Genomic DNA, 20,192 nt, shown 5'->3' with positions numbered 1-20,192 from the left:
AGGAAGGATGCTGCCGACATGTAGTCTCCGGCGATCGCCCATCCGTTCTGGGTGCCGGTGATGCCGCCGCCGGCGGCGTAGAAGTCGGCCGCGGTTTTGGTCCTCTTGGCGGCCCAGACCACGATCCCCATGGTAAGCGCGATGATGATGCCGAACATGCTGATGGTGATGGTTTTATCGGCCTTGATTTCCTTCTTTGCGGGCGCCGGAGCGGAGGCCGGTGCTGGCGCAGTGGTCGCAGCTACGCCGGCCGCTGCGGGTGCTGCCATCGCCGGAGCCGCCTGGGATGGGGCGGTCTTGGCCGGTTCGGCTGCAATTGCGAACGAGCCCAGGGAGAGGGCTAGCACTGCTGCTGCGAAAATCTTTTTCATTTCGGTAGTCCTCCTTATTTGAGTTCGTCCACGAGTTCCCGGGTCAACCGGTCGAAGTCCTTGTTGGCAACGCGGGCATAGTACATGGCGATCCCCCAGGAAACGAAAAACTGGGAGAGAGCAAAGATGTAGCCGAAGTTGATGACGCCGATCAGCTTGACCTTGAAAAGGCCCGGGGCAAAGGCTGCGCCGATCGGGAGCAAGAAGTAGTAGGCGGTGGAGAAGAGCCACCAGCCGACGAGGAAGGCGGTCTTTTTACGGTGGAGTTCGACAAACTTGGGATTGCGGGCGATTGCCGCCCAGTCGTATTGCTTTTCAGCCATGACAGTTACTCCTTTCATGAATTAATGGTGATGAAGCGGCGTCCCGCCCCCATCGCTGCACGTCCTGCCGTGTCCCACCCCCTTTCCTTCATTGGCATCCCGTGTGCCGCTCGACAAGCTTCAGCACGGTGCATGACCAAACTTCATGGAAAGGATTTCCGCACCTTCCCGGAGAGAGGGAATGATCTCGTTTTCGAGACGGTCGGCGACAATCCTGAACGCCGGAACCAGAATCGTGATGGCTCCAACCACCTTGCCGGCGTAGTCGCGCACCGCCACCGCGACGCTGACTATTCCCTCTCCAAGACCGCCGAAGTCAACGGCAACCCCCTTCTCTCTGATGTCCGCCAATTCGTTTGCCAAAAGTTCCACATTCAGTGACTTCCTGCGCCGACCCGGCTTTCTGAGGAGGTTCAGCGGATCGACCGACTCCAGCGCCTTCATGGCCTTTCCGGCCGCGTTCGTAAAATAGGGGAAGCGTTTCCCCAGCACCGTCACCGGCTTGACCTGGCGGTCGCTGTCCGCCATGTCGACGAACACCACGCTGTCGCCCCGCATGACCGTCATGTAGACGGTCTCGTCATGCCTGCGGGCAATCTCCTCGATGATCGGGTGCGCGTGGGCCACCACCGGTGCCTTGCGAAGAAGCTTCTGGGAGAGTTCCACCGCAGCCATTCCCACGAGATACATGCTGGTCTCGCGATCCCGCTCCACGAGACCACGCTCGCGAAGAGTCTCCAGAAGCCGGAAGGCTTTGTTACGACTGAGGCCTAGGGCCTCCGCTATCCATCCCAGTGTCGGCGTCGTCGGCTGGTCGACCAGTAATTCAAGTATCTCCAGCGCATTGGCAACCGCCTGAACGGTATAGGCTTTTTGTTCCGCTCTGCAGGCTCGCATATCGTAATTCACCTCACTGTTCCATTGTTCTTTGGACACCTTGATAAGCATCGATCTTGCGCCACGGTGACGAAACGGTCCCCTCTTCCCGGGGGGGAGAGGACCATGGTGAGGGGGGAAGTTGCTCCCGTTCACCTGCCTTCGACCACCTTCTCCCACGGGTAGAAGGTGATAGCGGAAGATCGGTGCCAATCGGCCTGGTCGTTGAATACGGGCACCAATCCGGCAACATGCCTCATACATGACCTGAATTCACGTGCCGGCGCACGAAGAGATTCAGGCGGAAGAAGCATCCGTGCCCGCAATCAACAGATCGCGTGCGACCGAAGGCCGGAAGGGACCGGACCATCAGCCTCTGCAACTTGGAGAAACAACGAGAGGGTAATCAGGAAATCAGGGGAGGAGCCCGGGAAAAGCGCAGAGAGGGGAGAGAGATTCTGACGAGGATTTGACGACAGGCACGAGGCGCAACGCTGCCGATTGTACCATTCAGGGGAAGGGAGGGAAGGACTGGATGCACCGCGACGACATTTGTCTGCTCAACCAGCAGGTCCGAAGCCTTGGATACGCTCTCGACCACGGCCCGGGGCCGCTGTTTCGGCGCAGAGGCACCATTCAGGTACGAATTCCTCATCCCCAGAAATGCGAGGAAGAACGAAACCGCCACAACCGAGAGAGTGAGTAGTTTCCTGTCCATGCCCATGGCCGACCTAAAACCCATTTCAAATCGCGGTTATTTTTGCCGGAAATGTAACACTTTGAAAAAAATAACATTAACCAACCGGCAAAGCCCTGCAACACCTTTTATAACAATTTTCGATATCAATATAACAAACTTTTATTCCTACGCAAACACTTTTTATAAATATGTTTTAAAATCCCGTATAACCCGTTCTATCAACATATAATCGCGCAGAATCGGTTAGTTGTAAAAGCAATTTGGCAAACCGTCGTTTTACGAGGACATTAAACAGGAAAAATAGGAGGAGAAACAGACAAGGGGGGAAACGAGAGGAGGGGGCGCATGGGCTATCTACCCCGGCGCTTCAGACGAAGGAGCCTGGCACTCAGGTAGGCGCACGGCGCGGCGATGATGCTGGCCATGGCCCCCATCTTGGCGGCCCCCTGGAGAAGCGGATCGGAGAACGCCTCGCCGGCCACGAAGAGGGCCACCGTGAAGCCGATGCCGGCCACGGCGCCGGCCACCAGCAGCTCACGCCATCCCATTCCTGCCGGGAGGGGAAACCCGAGGCGTTCCCCCACAAGGCCGCAGAGGAAGATACCGCCGGTCTTGCCGACGACGAGGGAGGCGAGCACGAGCCAGGTGGCGGTGCCGATTCCGGCGAACTCGACCCCGGCGTTGGCGAGTCCGAACATGAAGAGGCCGAAGTCGACGATGATCTTCCATTCGTGCTCGAACCGGGCAAGGGTGGAACGGTCGGCGGGGTCTTCCTCGAAGAGGTGCTTCTCCTCCCGCGGCGGGTGGGGGAGAAACGGCACGATGGGGACCAGGGCCAGGGCCGGGTGGAGATGGGCCAGGAAGAGGCCGCTCCAGGAGAAGCCGCCGCCGAGGATGAGGTACGGCCAGTAGCTGCGGACCCGGCCGCTTCTCAGCCACCAGGCCGCCACCATGCCGCAGGCGACGAGGAAGAGCCATGCCGGCTCCACCGGGACACTCGGATCGGGATAGAAGAGGGCGATGATGACGAGCCCCACGGCATCGTCGGCGATGGCGAGGAGGAGGAGAAAGGAGATGGCGGGATGGCCGGCGCCGAAGATCAGCCGCGCCGCGAGCCAGGCGAGGGCAATGTCGGTGGCGGTGGGTATCCCCCACCCCCGGGCGAGCCCCGGCGCGCCGATAGCCGCATTGAGCGTCAGGTAGACCGCCACCGGCCCGAGCACCCCGCCGAGGGTCGCCAGGAGCGGATTGACCGCCTTCCTGGGGGGGTTCAGGTCGCCGCCGGGGAGGCAGCTCTGGGTGATCTCCACCGCCGCGATCCCGAAGAAGAAGACCATGAAGAGGTCGTTGGTGGCGAAGTGAAAGCTGAGGTTCCCCAGGAACGGGGCGTGGTCGAAGTGGTGGTAGCTCCCGGGCGCCAGGTTGGCCCAGAGGAGGGCCGTCACCACCCCGGCGATGAGGGGGACCGAGAACTCCCGGAGGAGGTCTATCCGTTCCCTCACGGTTCCTCACCGGCCGCCGGCTCCTGAGCCACCCCGCAGCGCTGGTAGTCATCGTCGAAGCGGACGATGTCGTCCTCCCCCAGGTACTCGCCGCTCTGGACCTCGATGATCACCAGGGGAATCTTCCCGGGGTTTTCGAGCCGGTGGTTCCTGCCGATGGGGATGAAGGTCGATTCGTTCACGTTGACGACGTACTCCTCGTCGCCGCAGGTGACCCGGGCGGTGCCGGAGACGACGATCCAGTGCTCGCTCCGGTGGTGGTGCATCTGGAGCGAGAGGCGCTGGCCGGGGTTCACCTCGATCCGCTTGATCTTGTAACTGTTGTTCTCTTCGAGGACCGTGTAGGTACCCCAGGGGCGTTCGCCGCGTTCCATCGTGGACTCCCTCCGTCAGTTCATTCCGGCTTCCCGCCGTTTCGCCAGGTAGCTCTTCAGGGCCTCGCGCCACTGCTCCAGCACCAAGCCGGTGTCGCGGGACAGTTTCCCGCAGTCGAGGACCGAATAGAGGGGGCGCGGGGCGGGACGGCCGAGCTCTTCGGTGGTCTGGGGGCGCACCTTCATGGGGACCCCGGCCTCGGCAAAGATCGCCCCGGCGAAGCCGTACCAGGAGCAGAAGCCGCTGTTGGCGGCGTGGTAGGTGCCGCGACGGCCGTTGTCGATCAACTCGTTGATGGCGAGCGCCAGGTCCACCGTCCAGGTGGGGGAGCCGATCTGGTCGTCCACCACGGCGAGCTCGGTCCGCTCCTTCGCCAGGCGGAGCATCGTCTCGACGAAGTTCTTGCCGCCGAGGCCGTAGAGCCACTGGGTCCGGACGATGAGGTGGTCCGGATTCGTGCGGGCGTTCTCCTCCCCCAGAAGCTTGGAGCGGCCGTAGACGCTCAGGGGGTTCACCGGGTCGTCCTCCCCGCAGGCGCTCCCCTTGCCGCCGTCGAAGACGTAATCGGTGCTCAGCTGCACGAGGAGCGCGCCGAGCTCCTTCGTCACCGCGGCGAGGTGCCCCACCCCCTCGCCGTTCACCTTCATGGCGAGCTCGACGTTCGTCTCGCAGCCGTCCACATCGGTGTAGGCGGCGGCGTTCACCACCACCCGGGGCTTCAGGGTGAGAAGGACCCGCCGGACCGATTCGGCGGAGGTGATGTCGATCTCCCCGATGTCCACGCCACGCACATCCCCCGGCAGCACCCGCATCAGGTCCTGGCCGAGCATTCCCTTTGCGCCAACCACAAGTATCATTTGAACCTCCATAAAGCCGGGACTGGGGACCGGGGACTGGTAAAATCAAACCCTCCAATCCCGATCGAGTCCCGAGTCCCAGGTCACAAGTCACAGCTTTCCGTACTGCTTCTCGTAATACTCCCGATAGGCCCCTGAGGTCACCTCTTCGACCCACCCGCGGTTCGCCAGGTACCAGTCGATGGTCTCGTCGATCCCCCGCTCGAAGGTGTAGGAAGGCTCCCACCCCAGCTCCCGCTTCATCTTCGAGGCGTCGATGGCATAGCGGCGGTCGTGTCCCGGCCGGTCCTTCACGAAGGTGACGAGCTGCCGGTTCTCCCCCGCCCCGCTCCCCAGCTTTGCATCGAGGAGGTCACAGACGAGATTGACGATGGCGATGTTCTGCCACTCGTTGTTGCCTCCGACGTTGTAGACCTCGCCGGGGCGCCCCTTCTTCAGCACCGTCTCGATGGCGGTGGAGTGGTCCTTCACGTGGAGCCAGTCCCGCACGTTCTTCCCGTCGCCGTAGACCGGCAGGGGCTTTCGCGCCACGATGTTGTGGATCATGAGCGGGATCAGCTTCTCCGGGAACTGGAAGGGACCATAGTTGTTGGAGCAGCGGGTGGTGAGGGCCGGCAAACCGTAGGTCTCGCGGTAGGCCCGGACCAGGAGGTCGGCCCCCGCCTTGCTGGCCGAATAGGGGGAATTGGGGGCAAGCGGCGTCTCCTCCGTGAAGTATCCCGTCTCGCCGAGGGTGCCGTAGACCTCGTCGGTGGAAACCTGGAGGTAGCGGAACTCCCCCACGGCCCCCGACGCCCAGTGCTTCCGGCTCTCTTCCAGGAGGACCTGGGTCCCGAGGATGTTGGTCTTGACGAAGATCTCGGGGCCGGTGATGGAGCGGTCCACGTGGGACTCGGCCGCGAAGTGGACCACCGCCTCGATCCGCTCCTCGGCCAGGAGCCGGGCCACCAGCTCCGCGTCGCCAATGTCCCCCCGGACGAACCGGTAGGCGGGATCGTGCGCCACCCCCACCAGGTTCATCAGGTTACCGGCATAGGTGAGGAGGTCGAGGTTCACCACCCGGCACCCCGGGTTGGCGGCCATGAAGTGGTTGATGAAATTGGAACCGATGAAGCCGGCGCCGCCGGTGACCAGGACGGCGCGTGGGTTGAACGTCTCAGACATAGGATCCTCCGGGTTCACGTTGGAATGGGGGTGCCGAACAGCGCTCTCCGCCGTCATGGCCAATCTGCTTCAGCTTGTATCCGTATCCGGCCCGCCACCGGCGCCTCAGAACGCCCGGAAGGAACCGAGGGAGCCGATTCCCGACAGGGCGAAGCTGACGAAGAATTCGCGGTTGTCGATCCGGTCGCGGTAGGAGAGGGTGACGCTCCAGCACTGGTGCCGGTATTCGAGGGCGTAAAGCGACTCGAGAAAATCCTTCCGGTCGAAGGAATAACGGCCGGAAAAGGTAAAGACGAACGGCTTGACGAGGGAGAGGGAGGTGTGCCCCTCCAGATACTCCACCTCGCCCCGCGCATGGCGGTAGGAGAGGCCGGCGGAATTCCCCTTCCCGTCGCCGGCGTCGGCCGTGACGGCCACGGTCGAAAGGCGCATGTGGTACGGGTTGTAGCGGGTCTCGGCACCGACGGAAACGTGTTTGAGGGGACTGACCTTCGCCTCCGCCATCACGTCGGTGAAGGGGCGCCCCTCGTCGACGAGCGTCAGGAGGTCCCGGCGGGTGCCGCTGAAGTCGTACCCCTGTGCCAGGCGCAGGTAGAGGATCTCCCGGTACTCGCTGGAGCCGTCGTCCCCCGTGAACTTGCCGGTGACGGAGTTGGTCAGCGAGTAGACGATCCGGTTCTCGCTCACGATCCGGTCGTTATAGTCGAAGAACGGCAGGCCGTCCTGATTCTTCTCCTGGACATAGCTGTAGCGCACCTCGGGGATCATCACGTGCCGCACCCGCGGCATGGCGGCGCTGCCGGTCTCGTACACCCGGGCGAGGGTGGAGGAGAGCGCCCCCCCGCCGGTCACGATCCCGCTGCCGTGGTACCCCGCTCCCTCGTCGGTGCCGCGGGCGTCGTAGAGGCGCAGCCGGTACCCCCCCCAGGCGGAAAGCTCCAGGGGGCCGAAGGGCTTCGCATAGGCGATCAGGTGCGGGTGGAGATCGAGCCGCTCCCCCTTGATCCCCTCCGGACGATAGAAATTCGTGAAGCTCGATTCGAGGGAGAAAAAGAGGGGGGTGTCCCCGAGCCGCTGGCGCACGCCGGTAAAGTTGATCGTCGGCAGCTTCTGGAGGGTCTTCCGGTTGTCGAGGACATCCACCCGCAGGTCTTCCACGTAGCGCAGCTCCCCGGAGAGGACAAAGCGGCGGAAACGCTTGGTGGCGGAGAGGGACGATTCGAGGCTGTTCTGGTTGTAGACCCCGTTCTGCTCGGCGAAGTCGCGGTAGAAGGTCCGGTCGGTGACGAGGTTGATGTCGGACTTGATGTCGAAGGTGTCGGAGACGGTTTCCAGGTGCTTCTGGGACATGTCGCCCCGGAACCGCTGCTGCTGGGAGTCGTAGATGGCATACCCCCGAAAGGTCCCCTCGCTCCCCTTTTTCCTGATGTAGCGGTAGTCGAGGCCCAGCCCCTCTCCCCGCTTGGACTGCACGTCGAGGGTGACGGTGGCGTCCTGGCTCGGGCTGATGGCCCAGTAGTAACCGAGGCTGAAGGTGAACCCCTTCTTGTTGGAGTTCCCGGTCCGGGGGGTCAGGAATCCGGACTGGCGCTCGCTCTTCACCGGAAAGATCAGATAGGGGAAGTAGAAGACCGGTACGCCGCCGACATAGAAGAGGGCGTTTTTCCCCGTGGCATATTCGCCGAGCGTGACGTCCACGTCGGTGGCGGTGAATTTCCAGCTGGGAGGGTCGGCGTCGCAGGTGGTGAAGTCCCCCCGCTCCAGGCGGTAGCTCTCCCCCACGAGCTTGTACATCCGCTGGGCCTTCAGGTGGACGTTCCCCTTCCGGACGAAGAGAGAGCCGTTCTCCATGACCCCCGTCTGGTCCTTGAGGTTGAGCGACAGCCGGTCGCCGCGAAGCGTGTCGCCATCCTTGAGGATGGTGACGTTCCCCTCGGCCCGGGCCTCGTCGCGGTCTCCCAGAAGCAGCGCTTTGTCGGCCAGGAGCGTGAGCCCCTCCCCCCGGATTCGCACGTTCCCCTTCGCCTCGACCCGGTTCCCCGCCTCGTGGGTCAGGGAGTCCGCCTCGATGAAGACCGGCCCGCTGGCCTCCGGCGCCACCCCCGAAGCCGCGGCGGGAGCGGCGACGAGGAGCAGGGCGAGCACCAGCCGGCAGTATGTGAAGTGAGAACGTGCCATTGCTCCGTTTTATCCTATATTCGGCAGTTGCCGGAAGCCCTGCTCCGCTCAGACGGCAACTGCCGTTTCAGGTTTATCCGCGGAAAGGTTCGTAAGGCGCGGCGAGGAGGGCGGCCCGCGCCTCCCCCACCGTGAAGAGAGAGCCGGTCACCAGGACGAGATCATCGGAACCGGCCCGCTGCCGGGCAAGTTCCAGGCCTTGGGGGACCGCACCGCCGTCGATGGCGGCTGCGCCGCGCTCGCGGCAGAACGCGGCGAGCCGGTCCGCCGCAAGCCCCCGCTCCACGGCGGGGGTGACCGTCACCACCTCGTCCGCAAGGGGGAGCAGGGGCGAGAGAATCCCCTCCGCGTCCTTGTCCCCCATGATTCCCGTGACGAGGATGAGCCGGCGCCGCGGAAAATCGGCCAGGGCCTCGGCCAGCGCCCCGGCGCCGGCCGGATTGTGGGCCCCGTCCAGAAGAACGGGGGGAGGCCCCGGGAAAAGCTCCATCCGTCCCGGCCACCGGGCGTCGGCAATGCCGCGGCGAAGCGCCTCGTCCGTCAGTGGGAACCCCTCGGTGGCAAGGAGTTCGGCGGCGGCCAGGGCGCAGGCCGCATTGACCCGCTGGTAGCGTCCCCCGATCCCCGGCCGCACTCCCTCCAGGGAACGGTGAAGCCCCCGGTACGCGAGCCGCTCCCCGTGCCACCGCGCCGTGAAATCGGTATCGAAACGGCAGAGCCGGCACCCGAGCGCCTTGCTCCGTTGGACAAGCACCTCGGCCGCCTCGGGGAGCTGCTCCGCCAGCACCACCGGCCTTCCCGCCTTGATGATCCCCCCCTTCTCCCGGGCGATGGCGGGGACCGTCTCGCCGAGCCATTCGCCGTGATCCAAGGCCACGGGGGTAATGATGGTCAGAATGCCCGCCGCGACGTTGGTGGCGTCGTGCCCGCCCCCCATCCCCGCCTCCAGGATGGCGACGTCGACCCCCTCCCCGGCAAAGTGCAGGAGGGCCAGGGCGGTCACCAGCTCGAAGAAGGTCGTCCCTTCCGGCGCCGCAGCCATCACCCGCTGCGCCAGCCGCAGGACCTCATCGCGGCCGATCTCCGCACCGTTTATCCGAAAACGCTCCGTAAAGCTGATGAGGTGGGGAGAGGTAAAGAGGCCCGTGCGATACCCCCCCGCGGCGAGAATCGAGGAGAGAAAGGCGGCCGTCGACCCCTTGCCGTTGGTCCCCGCCACATGGATGATCCGGAGCGATGCGTGCAGGTTGCCGAGCCGGGCAAGGAGGGAGGAGACGCGATCGAGTCCCGGGCGGATGCCGAAGCGCCGCAGGGCGTAGATATGTGCCAGGGTCTCCTCGTAGGTCATGACAGGGCGGGATTATACGGAAACGAACGGCGAAAATCCACCGCTTTGACCGCAAAAAAAGAGAAGGGGTGGGTTTTTGCAAACCCACCCCCGCCGGATCATGCATCCCAGGGAGCCGTCACCCCCGGTAGAGCATCGAGAGAATCCGGGAGAGCCGCAGCCGCATATCCTTCCGCTCCACGATGATGTCGACCATCCCGTGGTCGAGGAGGTACTCGGCCCGCTGGAACCCCTCGGGAAGCTTCTGCCGGATCGTCTGCTCGATGACGCGGGGACCGGCAAACCCGATCAGGGCCTTCGGCTCCGCCATGTTGACGTCGCCCAGCATGGCAAAACTGGCGGTGACGCCGCCGGTGGTCGGATCGGTGAGGATCGAGATGAAGGGAAGCCCCTCCTTCTTGAGCTTCGCCAGCGCTGCAGAGGTCTTGGCCATCTGCATGAGGGAGAGGATGCTCTCCTGCATCCGGGCGCCGCCGGAGGCGGAGATCACGATAACGGGAGTCCGCTTTTCCACCCCCCGCTCGATGGCGCGGGTGATCTTCTCCCCCACCACGCTCCCCATGCTCCCCCCCATGAACGAGAAGTCGAAGACCGCAAGCTGCAGAGGGAGGCCATCCATCTTCCCCTCGCCGCAGATGACGGCGTCGCGGGACCCTCCCTTGGCCACGGCGGCGGCAATCCGCTCCTGGTAACTCTTGGAGTCCTTGAAATCGAGGACGTCCACCGACGTCATCCCGGCGTCGAACTCGGTAAAGCTCCCCGGGTCGAGGAGAAGATCGATCCGCTGCCGGGCGGAGATCCGATAATGATGACCGCACCTGGGGCAGACGTTGAGGTTTTTCTCCAGGTCCTTCGTGATGAGGTTTTCCTTGCAGCTCACGCACTTCGTCCAGAGCCCCTCGTGAACCTTGACCTTCCTGTCGGCCGCTCCCGGCGCCTTTTCGCGTTTGAACCACGCCATGTCGTCTCTCCGTGGGGACGTTAATCCGTCCCTAATTTTTAGTTAAAATAAAAGTTTTTGATAACAGAAAAAGGGCTCACTGTCAACGGAACGGTGACCGGTTACGGGCACACGGCCCGTTTCAGGGAAGAGACGAACCGGGCGAGCTCCCGCCGGAGCTCCTCCCCCCGGTGGGCCTCGAAGAGCTTGACCAGTGCGCTTCCCACCACCACCCCGTCGGCAACGGCGGCGATCTCGGCGGCCTGCTCCGGGGTCGAGATCCCGAAGCCGACCGCCACCGGTACCGGGACCTTTCCCTTCACCTCGGCCACCCGGCTGGCGACCGACCCTTCCACGCTGCTGCGGACCCCGGTCACCCCGGTGACGGAAACGTAATAGACGAAGCCGCGGGCGCGCCGGGCGACGGTGGCGATCCGTCCCTCGTCGGAGGTGGGAGTGAGGAGCAGGATGAGGTCGAGGCCGTGACGGTCGGTGCACGCCTTGAACTCCCTCCCCTCTTCCGGCGGAAGGTCGACGAGGAGCACCCCGTCCACCCCCGCGGCGGCGGCATCGGCCGCGAACCGCTCCGGCCCGTAGCTCAGGATCGGGTTGTAGTACCCCATGAGGACGATGGGGACCCCGGTCCGGGCCCGGACCGCCTTCACCGTGGCAAGGATCTTCGGCAGGGTGGTGCCGGCGGCCAGGGCGCGCTCCGACGAGAGCTGGATGGTGGGTCCGTCCGCCATCGGGTCGGAAAAGGGGACCCCGAGCTCAACGATGTCGGCCCCGCTCTCGGCCAGAAGCGGGATCAGCTCCTCCGTGGCGGCGAGGTCGGGATCCCCGGCGGTGATGAAGGTAACGAGGGCCGCTTCGCCCCTCTTTTTCAACTCGGCAAACTTCCCGGCAATTCTGCTCATGACAAAACCTTTCGGGACTCGGGACTCGGGGTTCGGGACTGGAAAAACCACCCGGGCCCCGAATCCCGAGTCACTGATTACTCGATCCTGAAGCTCCCCATGCCGCGTTGGAGGTCCTCCAGCTGGCGGGAGAGGCGGGATACGGCGTCGTCCATCATCCGGGCGGCGCCGAGGTTGGTGGCGGTCGATTCCTGAATGTTCTCCACCGCGTGGATGATCTGCTCGCTCCCCCGGGTCTGCTCGTCGCAGGCCCGCTTGATCTGCTGGATCATGTCGGTGATGTTCTCGGTGGAACGGGCGATGAAGTTCCCCACCTTGCTCTGCTCACGGGTGGAGGTCCGGACCTGGGAGGTGAGCCCCTTCATCCGCTCCGCCGCACTCATGATCATCTCGCTCCCTTTACCCTGCTCCCGGGTGGCGTTGGCGATCTGGCCGATCATGTCGGAGACCCGCTCCATGGCGTCGCGGATCATCTGGCTTCCCTTGGCCTGTTCGGTGGTGGCGCGGGCGATGCTCTCCACCTGCTCCGTGGCCTGCTGCACGCCGTCAACTATCTTGCGAAGGGCATCGCCCGATCTCTGGGAGAGGTTCTCCCCCTCGGCAATGCTCCTTTCGGCCTGCTCGATGGCCACCACCGCCCGGGCGGTCTCGTCCTGGACCCCTTTGATGAGCTGGGCGATCTCGCGGGTGGAGCTGGAGGTCCGCTCGGCCAGCTCCTTGATCTCGTCGGCCACCACGGCGAACCCCTTGCCGTGCTCACCTGCCTGGGCGGCGATGATGGCCGCGTTGAGCGCCAGGAGGTTCGTCTGCTCCGCCACCTCATCGATTACGGAAAGGATGGCGCCGATGTCGCCGGCCCGCAGCGACAGGGTCTCGATCACCTCGGAGGTGATATGGGACGAGCGCTTGATCTCGTTGATGCCGGCGATGGTCGCCTCCACCGACTCCTTCCCCATCTCGGCATCGCGGCGGACTTCCTCGGAGATGGCGGCGGTTTCAAGGGCGTTTTTCTCCACCTGCTTGATGGAGCTGTCCATCTCGGCCACGGAGGAGGCGGTGGTGGTGGAGACTTCCTGCAGGCTGACGACGCTGTTGGCGATCTGCTTGATGGAGGCCGCCATCTCGACGACGGATGAGCTCACCTCTTCCACCGACTGGGCGAGGGAATCGACGTTGAGGGCCACCTCCTCGATGCTGGCGGCCATCTCGAGAATGGAGGAGGAGGTTTCGGAGGCCGAGAGGGAGAGGCTGTCGACCCCGTGGGAGACTTCCCTGACCGATACGTTAATCTGGTTCACCGCCGAAGAGGTGGAGCTCACCCCCTCGGACTGGACCTCCGCCGCGGCCATGACCCGCCGGGAAGCCTCGAAGAGATTGGCGGAGACCTGCCCCACCTCCACGAACGAACGGTTAACCTTCTTGATCAGCTCGCCGAGCATCTCCAGCATGGCATTGAAGTCGTGGCCGAGCCGGCCGAGCTCGTCCCGGGAATCGGTCTCCACCCGGGCCGTCAGGTCCCCTTCGGCCCCGTGGTTCATCGCCTCCACCATCCGGTTGACGCGGCGGATGATGTTGCGGGTGGCGACGATGCCGAAGGAAAGGGCCACGACGGCGGCGCCGAAGATGACGATGATAAAGGTGACGGTGATCGACATCTTGATCCGCCCCGTCTCCCGGCCGACCTCCTTCATCATCCCCTGCACGGTCTCGATCAGGTCGTCGATGTCGCGGGCCACGAACTCGCTGGCGCCGCTCAGCTCGGACATGAGGCGGGTCTCGCCGAGGGGCGAGGGTGTCTCGCGGCCGGCGAGCACGGCGGTTTTGTAAGCGATGATCCGCTCGGCAACCTTCTCGTACTCCCCCCAGGTTTCCGTGAGCGTCTCGGCGTGGGACTCCATGACGCTGTCCTTGGGGGCGGGCTCGAGTCCCAGCTCCGTGTCCCCCTTGAGGAGCGCCACACTGTAACGCCTGATGATGTCGCGGTTTTTCCGGTAGGCGTCAATGTGCTCCTTCAGCCCCTTCTCGTCCGAATGGGCCATGATCCCCTCAAGGAGCTCGGCGCGGCAGGTCCGTTCGGCCGCCTGGAGCTGCAGGGCGACCTTCTGCTGGTCATAGCGGCTCTGCAGCATGGTCGACACCCGGCTCGACACCATGCCGATGCTCCGGATGCCGATGAAGCCGGTCACGGCGACGATGACCGCCATGATGACGAAGGAACCGATGAGCCTGAAGCCGAGTTTCATATCCCTGAGCATGACGCCCCCTGATGGCGAAAATAGTCGATTGCCGGACCCGTCTGATATACCAGCCAAGGCCTTATTTATCAAGCGAAAAGAGCCGTTCTGCGCCGCTTTGCGCCGCGTGCGGCCGAGAAGCGCCCCTACCCTTCGGCCCGCTTCGTTTCGAGCTCTTCCCACCGGAGAAGGAGGGCGCCAAGCTCCTCCTCCAGCCGGGTAAACTCGGCGGAGAGGGCGCCGATCCCCCCTGTCACGCTCCCGTAGGCGGCGGGGTCGGCCAGCTGTGCCTCCACCTCCCCCTTGCGAAGCTCCAGCCGCTCGATCTCGGCCTCCACCCGTTCCAGCTCCAGCCGTTCCCCGTAGGTGAGCCCCTTTTTCCGCGGCTTCTCACGTACGGCATCGGCCCTTACGGCCTTTGCGTTATCTTTCCCCTCCTGCTTCCCATTGCCGGCGGCTTGCTCCGCCAGCTCCCGGTAGAGGGTGTAGTTCCCCTCGTAGAAGGTCACCCTCCCCTCCCCCTCGAAGGCGAGGATGCCGGTGGCGACCTTGTCGAGGAAGAAGCGGTCGTGGGTAACCATCAGCACGCAGCCGGGGAAGCGGACGAGGGCGTCGTCCAGGAGCTGGAGCGTCGGGATATCGAGGTCGTTGGTCGGTTCGTCGAGGATCAGCAGGTTGGCATCCTCCAGCATGAGCCGGGCGAGGACGAGGCGGCTCCGTTCTCCCCCCGAGAGGGTGGAGATCCGGCGCATCCGGTCGGAGGGGGCGAAGAGGAAATCTTCCAGGTAGCCGATCTTGTGGCGCTTCTCGCCGCCGACCGTCACGTAGTCCCCCTCGCCGAGGAAGTCGTAGAGGGTCTGCTCCGGATCGAGGACCGTCCGGTTCTGGTCGAAATAGGCGATGCGGGTCTTTTTCCCGATGGCGACGGCGCCGGCGTCGGGGAGCTCTTCCCCCATGATGGTCCGGATGAGGGTCGTCTTGCCGCAGCCATTGGGGCCGATGATCCCCACCCGGTCCCCACGCTTCATCCGGAACGTGAGGCCGTCGACGAGGCGCCTTCCGCCGAGGGCCTTGGAAAGCCCCAGGAGCTCCAGGATAGTGCCGCCGAGGCTGTCGCCGGCGGTGAAGGCGAGCCGCGTCTCCCGCGCCGTATCCACCTGGCTCCGCTCCTCCAGGTCGTGGTAACGGTCAATGCGCGCCTTCTGCTTGGTGGTCCGGGCCTTGGCCCCGCGCCGGATCCAGGCGGTCTCGACCCGCAGCAGGTTCAGGAGCCGCTCGTGCCCGCGGGCCTCCTGGGCGAGCTTCTCCTCCTTCTGCTCCAGATAGCGGGAGTACCCCCCCAGATACGAGGTGATCCGCCCCCACTCCAGTTCCAGCATCCGGGTCGCCACCCGGTCGAGGAAGTAACGGTCGTGGGTGACGAGGAGCACCGCGCCGGGATAGGCGCCGAGGTGGTCCTGGAGCCACTGGACCGTGTCGGCATCCAGGTGGTTGGTCGGCTCGTCCAGCAGCAGGAGATCCGGCGCCTGGAGCAGGAGCCTGCCGAGCGCCACCCGCCGCCTTGTCCCCCCCGAGAGCTCGCCGATCCGCTGGTGCCGGTCGGGGATCCGGAGCCGGGTCATGATCTCGGCCACCCGGTGGTCGGTATTCCAGCCGCCGTGGTGCTCGATCCAGGTGGCGAGTTCCCCCTGGCGGGCCAGGAGCCGGTCGTGATTCTCCTGCTGCCCCGCCAGTTGGACGCCGATCGATTCATACTCGGAGAGGACCCTGCGAATCGCCACAAGCCCCCCCTCCAGCTCCTCCCCCACCGTCCGGCTCTCATCGAGGAGCGGTTCCTGGGGCAGGTAGCCGACCGTAGCTCCCCGCTTCAGGGCGATCGCCCCCCCTTCACGCTCCTCGATCCCGGCCAGGATCTCCATGAGGGTCGACTTGCCGCTGCCGTTCACCCCGATGAGCCCCGCCTTCTCCTCCTCGCCGATGGCGAAGGTGGCCCCGTCGAGGATCTGCCGGGGACCGAAGCTTTTCATGAGGCCCGTCGCGTCGATCACGTTCATCGGGCGAGCCCCTTCACGATGTCGCCCAACCCACGCACGAGTCCCGACGGACGAAACCGCTGGGGAACGGTGAAATTACCGCTCGTCGTCACCGGGACCGTGGAGGTCCCGACGGGGGTCTCCACTTCGAGTCCCCCGTCGAGCCGGTAGGGGATGGCGTCGGGAGTGGGGTTGCGCTTCAGGATCTCCCAGAGATCGCGGTAGGCCACCCGGAACGGGAGCCGCACGTCGGTGGTCTCTCCGGCGGGGAATTCGACCCGCTCCCGCAGCCCCCCCTTGGTGAGGGGGAGCGCCATGACGCGGACATCATAGGTGTATCCCCTGAGGGTCAGGGGAAAGGAGTTGGGATTGGTGACGGCAAGGAGAAATTCCAGGTTGGCCCCCTCGGCGCCCAGGCCGACGACGGCGAGGTCCTTCACCTTTACTTTCGGTTCGGAAACGAAGAGGGAGCAGGCGGCAAGCACTAGCGAAAAAAGCAGTAACAGCATCTTTTTCATGGGTCCTCCGGACAAAACGGCAATCGGCCTACCATACCACAATCGCGACGACCGGGAAACCCGCATGGCATCCGCGCCACGGCACAAAAAACGAGGCGGGCCTCCCGGGAAGCCCGCCTCGTACGCACCTCGTTGTGCGCGGTTCGTTTTATCAGGGCTACGAGGCCCCCACGAGAAGGGCCAGCGGGCTCTCGGCCCGCGTTGGCGGAGCCCACTCCAGCTCGTTGAGAATCTCGCGCCGGTACTTACGGCGCTTCACTTCGTAGGCGTCCGCCTCGGGGCCGACGCCGCAGTAAAGCTTCTTTGCCTTCACCAGGTTGCCGTTCGCCATGTCGAGCTTGCTGTAAAGCTCGCGGACGGCAGCCTCGGCACACTTGGCGTCGTCCAGCATCTCCTCCGGGCGGAAGCCGTGGCTCGCCGCGCGGTAGGGCATCAGTTGCCAGACCCCCAGTGCCCCCTTGGGAGAAACGGCGTCCGATTCGAATCCGACGCTGCCGGTTTCCGCCAGGGCGATCTCGGCCAGGTCGAGGGGCATCAGGTCGGTGCCGAGGGTCTTCAGGTAGCAGAGGGCGGCGAGTTTCTGGGCACGATCGGAATCCGTCCTCCGGGAAAAGACGGTGGCGATGGCCCGGGCCTGTCGCTGACGTTCGTCCAGATCGACACCCTGTTCCATGAGCCGACGGACCTCCTGATCGGAGAGGTGAGCGAGGCGGGCCTTATGGCCGGCCTCCCTGCGAAGTCCGGTCTGATTGCAGGAGGCGCAGAAGAGCATCATAGCTGCCAGTACGTAGATTGTTTTTCTCATAGGCTGTTTTTGGGTCAGTGTTCGCGGCTTTGCCGGACGGTCCGAAGTCTGTTCGGGGCATGGACCGGCTCCGGCCGGAACCTCCTTTCTTTGATGTAGAGAGCGGCACGCGCCGCCCTCCCGTAGGGGATGGCGGCGCCGCCATCCATTCCAAGGGAAAAGCACCTCTATGTTTAATGAAACTATTCTTCGCAAAAAACGCCGAAAGGACCCAATGAGGGTCCTTTCGCTTTGTCTGTTTTATTTAACAGACGGGTGATTTTATACCGTAGAACAGCACTGTTGTCAAGCAACTTTTTTGGTTTTGCACCTACTTTCAACAACTTACATAAAAACGACTCGCACTTGCCTACAATTCCACCCCCATTGCATCGGCCACCGTGTGGATATCCTTGTCCCCCCTCCCCGAGAGGCAGACGACGATGATCTTCTCCTTCGGCAGGGTGGGGGCCAGCTTCGCCACGTAGGCGATGGCGTGGGATGACTCCAGGGCAGGGAGGATCCCCTCCTCGCGAGTGAGGAGCGAAAACCCCTCCAGGGCCTCCTCGTCGGTCACCGAGACATACTCCGCCCGCCCCGAATCCTTGAGCCAGGCGTGCTCGGGGCCGACCCCCGGATAGTCGAGCCCCGCGGAGATGGAGTGGGCATTGGCGATCTGGCCGAACTCGTCCTGCAGGAGGTAGGTCTTGTTGCCGTGGAGGACCCCGACGCGCCCCGCGCAGAGCGGCGCCGCATGGGCTCCCGTCGGGATGCCGTGACCGGCCGCCTCGACCCCCACCATCCGCACCTCCCGGTCATTGACGAAGGGGTGGAAGAGACCCAGGGCATTGCTCCCCCCGCCGACACAGGCAACGAGGTAGTCGGGGAGCCGCCCTTCGACTTTTTTGTGCTGGGCCTTCGCCTCCCGGCCGATCACCGCCTGGAAGTCCCGCACCATCATCGGATAGGGGTGGGGTCCCGCCACGGTGCCGATGACGTAGAAGGTATTGTGGACGTAGGTGACCCAGTTGCGCATCGCTTCGTTCATGGCGTCCTTCAGGGTGGCGGTGCCGGCGGTCACCGCCGTGACCTTGGCGCCGAGGAGCTTCATCCGGAAGACGTTCAGGGACTGGCGCCGGATATCCTCCTCCCCCATGAAGACCTCGCACTCCATCCCCATGAGCGCCGCGATGGTGGCGGTCGCCACCCCGTGCTGCCCCGCCCCGGTCTCGGCGATCACCCGCTTCTTTCCCATCCGCTTGGCGAGGAGCCCCTGGCCGATGGTGTTATTCACCTTGTGGGCGCCGGTGTGGTTCAGGTCCTCGCGCTTGAGGTAGATCTTCGCGCCGCCCAGCTTCTTCGTCAGCTTCTCGGCGAAGTAGAGCGGGTTGGGACGCCCCACGTACTGGCGTAGGTAGTAGTCGAACTCCTCCTTGAACTCGCGGTCGTGCCGGTAATGGTCATAGGCCTTCTCCAGCTCCAGCAGCGCCGGCATGAGGGTCTCGGGAACGTAGCGGCCGCCGAACTGGCCGAAGTGGCCGTGTCTGTCGGGTAGTTTCATGTATCCTCCGTTTGGGGTGATCCGGTAATGTCGAAAAATTCCCTCACAATACAGTTGGTAAATTCCACGAGGTCGTCAAGCCGGTTTTCGATGACGTCGATCATCAGCGTGATGTCCAGTTTCTGATACTCATGCACCAGCACGTTTCTGAACCCAACCATTCCTTCAAGCCGGACCGCAAGGTCCCGGGGAATGATCCCGCCGGCCGCGAGCAACCGGAAACTCTCTTTGCTCTCCTTGGGAAGGCCGAGCTTGCGGAGCTTGATCGTGTGATTCGCCAGGTCGATGCACAGCTCGCAGGCCCGTTGCAGATTCAATGCGATGGCATCCTGCTTCAGGTAATCCTCGGCAAAAGGCGCGGCCCCGGGAAGTGCGTAGTAAGTCCGGATCTGCTTGATGCAGCGTTCGATGCTCTCCTTCTTGTTCAGGACGATATCGTTCATATATCGTGGAACCTCCCGTCGGTCAGGGCACTCGCTATGATCTCCGCACGTTCCTCGTTCAGTTTCTGATAGAGGGAGAGGGTCAGCATCTCGAACTCCTCGGCGGCAATCCTGTCCCCATCATAGATACGGCGATCCGCGGCAATCACTTCCTTCTGCAGCACCGTCGGCACCTGGCGCAGGTTGATCAGATCGATCTCTCTTTTCAACAGCTTTTCAAGAGCACGCTGCAAGGCGCTCATCGCCAGCAGACCGGCCTTTTTCGCCTCCTTCGGCGGCAGGAGCATGGCGATGTCGACATCGCTGTCGGGCCATTCGTCCTCCGTACCGAAGGAGCCGAAGAGGTAGATCGCCTGGACGTCGGGACAGTGCTCAAGGACGGTCCTGATTATTGCTTCCTGCGGGTTCATGCTCATGTTTCGGCCTTCTTCAGCTGTTCAAGAAACTGTCTGCCTTTGGCTGTCAGGCGGTAGCGCTGGTTACTGCTGCGCGGTTTATCGGGGATGGTCATCTCGATCAGGCCGGCATCGAGCGCGGGACGAAGATAGATCAGCCGGAAATTTTTGGTTCCGTCCGCCTGGAACCAGCCATAGCCTTTGCCGGTGCGGCCGGCATACAGTTCATAAATATCATGCACAAGCTTCGTGACGGGGGCGGTCAATTGGAGAAGCGCCGGTCGAGTGACAATGGTCGCCTTTCCCTGACGTTCCTTCATGAGGCTTATGGATTACGACGGAGTCTACGGTATTTGTGGCTTGCGTATCAGCGTGATCGATAATTGTTGCGTTAGTGTGCATCCAAACACTCCTATGGTTCGGTATCTCCTCCACCGAGCCCTATTGTCACAATTGCTGTAGAATGGAGATCTGACCCTTCTGTTCTCACTGACCCTTCTGTTCTCACTCTTCTGTTCTCACTCTAGTACTTTGAAACATCTAAAACCAACCCCCCTCAATCCCCCCTTAACAGGGGGGAAGCCTTTAAGCCTCCCCTGTCAAGGGGAGGTTTGGAGGGGGTAGATACGAAAACTTAAATGTTACAATGCACTTAGTCTCAAACTAAAAATCG

17 protein-coding genes and 2 pseudogenes are annotated in these 20,192 nt (G+C 63.6%); all 19 read right to left on the bottom strand.

What is annotated here, in order from left to right:
- Positions 1-371: pseudogene (locus tag M6689_RS07630) on the bottom strand (cation acetate symporter); the annotation flags it as partial.
- 14 nt (positions 372-385) lie between these two features.
- Entirely contained in the window at positions 386-694 is a 309-nt protein-coding gene (locus tag M6689_RS07625) for a DUF485 domain-containing protein (RefSeq protein ID WP_298269835.1), read from the bottom strand.
- Between the two features lie 120 nt (positions 695-814).
- Positions 815-1,591: an IclR family transcriptional regulator gene (locus M6689_RS07620; protein ID WP_298269832.1), complete on the bottom strand. Its 777-nt coding sequence runs from the start codon at positions 1,589-1,591 to the stop codon at positions 815-817.
- A gap of 1,029 nt (positions 1,592-2,620) precedes the next feature.
- Positions 2,621-3,772, bottom strand: a complete 1,152-nt coding sequence (locus M6689_RS07615) for a Na+/H+ antiporter NhaA (protein WP_298269829.1) — start codon at positions 3,770-3,772, stop codon at positions 2,621-2,623.
- Positions 3,769-4,146, bottom strand: coding sequence for a cupin domain-containing protein (locus tag M6689_RS07610; protein ID WP_298269827.1), 378 nt, complete (start codon positions 4,144-4,146; stop codon positions 3,769-3,771). The genes M6689_RS07615 and M6689_RS07610 overlap by 4 nt, the downstream gene beginning before the upstream one ends.
- A 15-nt stretch (positions 4,147-4,161) precedes the next feature.
- Positions 4,162-5,004 (bottom strand): dTDP-4-dehydrorhamnose reductase, encoded by an 843-nt coding sequence (rfbD, locus tag M6689_RS07605; RefSeq protein WP_298269825.1) that lies wholly within the window; start codon positions 5,002-5,004, stop codon positions 4,162-4,164.
- A gap of 90 nt (positions 5,005-5,094) precedes the next feature.
- Entirely contained in the window at positions 5,095-6,168 is a 1,074-nt protein-coding gene (rfbB, locus tag M6689_RS07600; RefSeq protein WP_298269821.1) for a dTDP-glucose 4,6-dehydratase, read from the bottom strand.
- A gap of 105 nt (positions 6,169-6,273) precedes the next feature.
- Positions 6,274-8,346: an LPS assembly protein LptD gene (lptD, locus tag M6689_RS07595; protein WP_298269819.1), complete on the bottom strand. Its 2,073-nt coding sequence runs from the start codon at positions 8,344-8,346 to the stop codon at positions 6,274-6,276.
- A gap of 73 nt (positions 8,347-8,419) precedes the next feature.
- Positions 8,420-9,694, bottom strand: a complete 1,275-nt coding sequence (locus M6689_RS07590) for a folylpolyglutamate synthase/dihydrofolate synthase family protein (RefSeq protein WP_298269816.1) — start codon at positions 9,692-9,694, stop codon at positions 8,420-8,422.
- Between the two features lie 118 nt (positions 9,695-9,812).
- Positions 9,813-10,655 (bottom strand): acetyl-CoA carboxylase, carboxyltransferase subunit beta, encoded by an 843-nt coding sequence (gene accD, locus M6689_RS07585; protein WP_298269813.1) that lies wholly within the window; start codon positions 10,653-10,655, stop codon positions 9,813-9,815.
- Between the two features lie 101 nt (positions 10,656-10,756).
- A complete protein-coding gene (trpA, locus tag M6689_RS07580) occupies positions 10,757-11,551 on the bottom strand; it encodes a tryptophan synthase subunit alpha (RefSeq protein WP_298269811.1) in 795 nt (264 codons plus the stop codon).
- A gap of 77 nt (positions 11,552-11,628) precedes the next feature.
- Positions 11,629-13,806, bottom strand: coding sequence for a methyl-accepting chemotaxis protein (locus M6689_RS07575; RefSeq protein ID WP_298269809.1), 2,178 nt, complete (start codon positions 13,804-13,806; stop codon positions 11,629-11,631).
- Between the two features lie 125 nt (positions 13,807-13,931).
- Entirely contained in the window at positions 13,932-15,839 is a 1,908-nt protein-coding gene (gene ettA, locus M6689_RS07570; RefSeq protein WP_298269807.1) for an energy-dependent translational throttle protein EttA, read from the bottom strand.
- On the bottom strand, positions 15,836-16,336 hold the full coding sequence (locus M6689_RS07565) for an LEA type 2 family protein (protein WP_298269805.1): 501 nt from the start codon (positions 16,334-16,336) through the stop codon (positions 15,836-15,838). The genes ettA and M6689_RS07565 overlap by 4 nt, the downstream gene beginning before the upstream one ends.
- A 157-nt stretch (positions 16,337-16,493) precedes the next feature.
- A complete protein-coding gene (locus M6689_RS07560; protein WP_298269803.1) occupies positions 16,494-17,141 on the bottom strand; it encodes a transglycosylase SLT domain-containing protein in 648 nt (215 codons plus the stop codon).
- 349 nt (positions 17,142-17,490) lie between these two features.
- On the bottom strand, positions 17,491-18,681 hold the full coding sequence (gene trpB, locus M6689_RS07555) for a tryptophan synthase subunit beta (protein ID WP_298269801.1): 1,191 nt from the start codon (positions 18,679-18,681) through the stop codon (positions 17,491-17,493).
- Positions 18,678-19,124, bottom strand: coding sequence for a DUF86 domain-containing protein (locus M6689_RS07550; protein WP_298269799.1), 447 nt, complete (start codon positions 19,122-19,124; stop codon positions 18,678-18,680). Before M6689_RS07550 ends, trpB begins: the two co-directional genes overlap by 4 nt.
- A complete protein-coding gene (locus M6689_RS07545; RefSeq protein WP_298269797.1) occupies positions 19,121-19,540 on the bottom strand; it encodes a nucleotidyltransferase domain-containing protein in 420 nt (139 codons plus the stop codon). Before M6689_RS07545 ends, M6689_RS07550 begins: the two co-directional genes overlap by 4 nt.
- Positions 19,537-19,686: pseudogene (locus M6689_RS16275) on the bottom strand (Fic family protein); the annotation flags it as partial. The pseudogene M6689_RS16275 and the gene M6689_RS07545, both read right to left, overlap by 4 nt.
- Between the last annotated feature and the right edge of the window lie 506 nt (positions 19,687-20,192).

This window comes from Geobacter sp., from assembly GCF_027327745.1.
Lineage (GTDB): Bacteria > Desulfobacterota > Desulfuromonadia > Geobacterales > Geobacteraceae > Geobacter.
The sequence above is the reverse complement of the archived record's forward strand: the minus strand, read 5'-3'. Positions and strand labels throughout refer to the sequence as shown.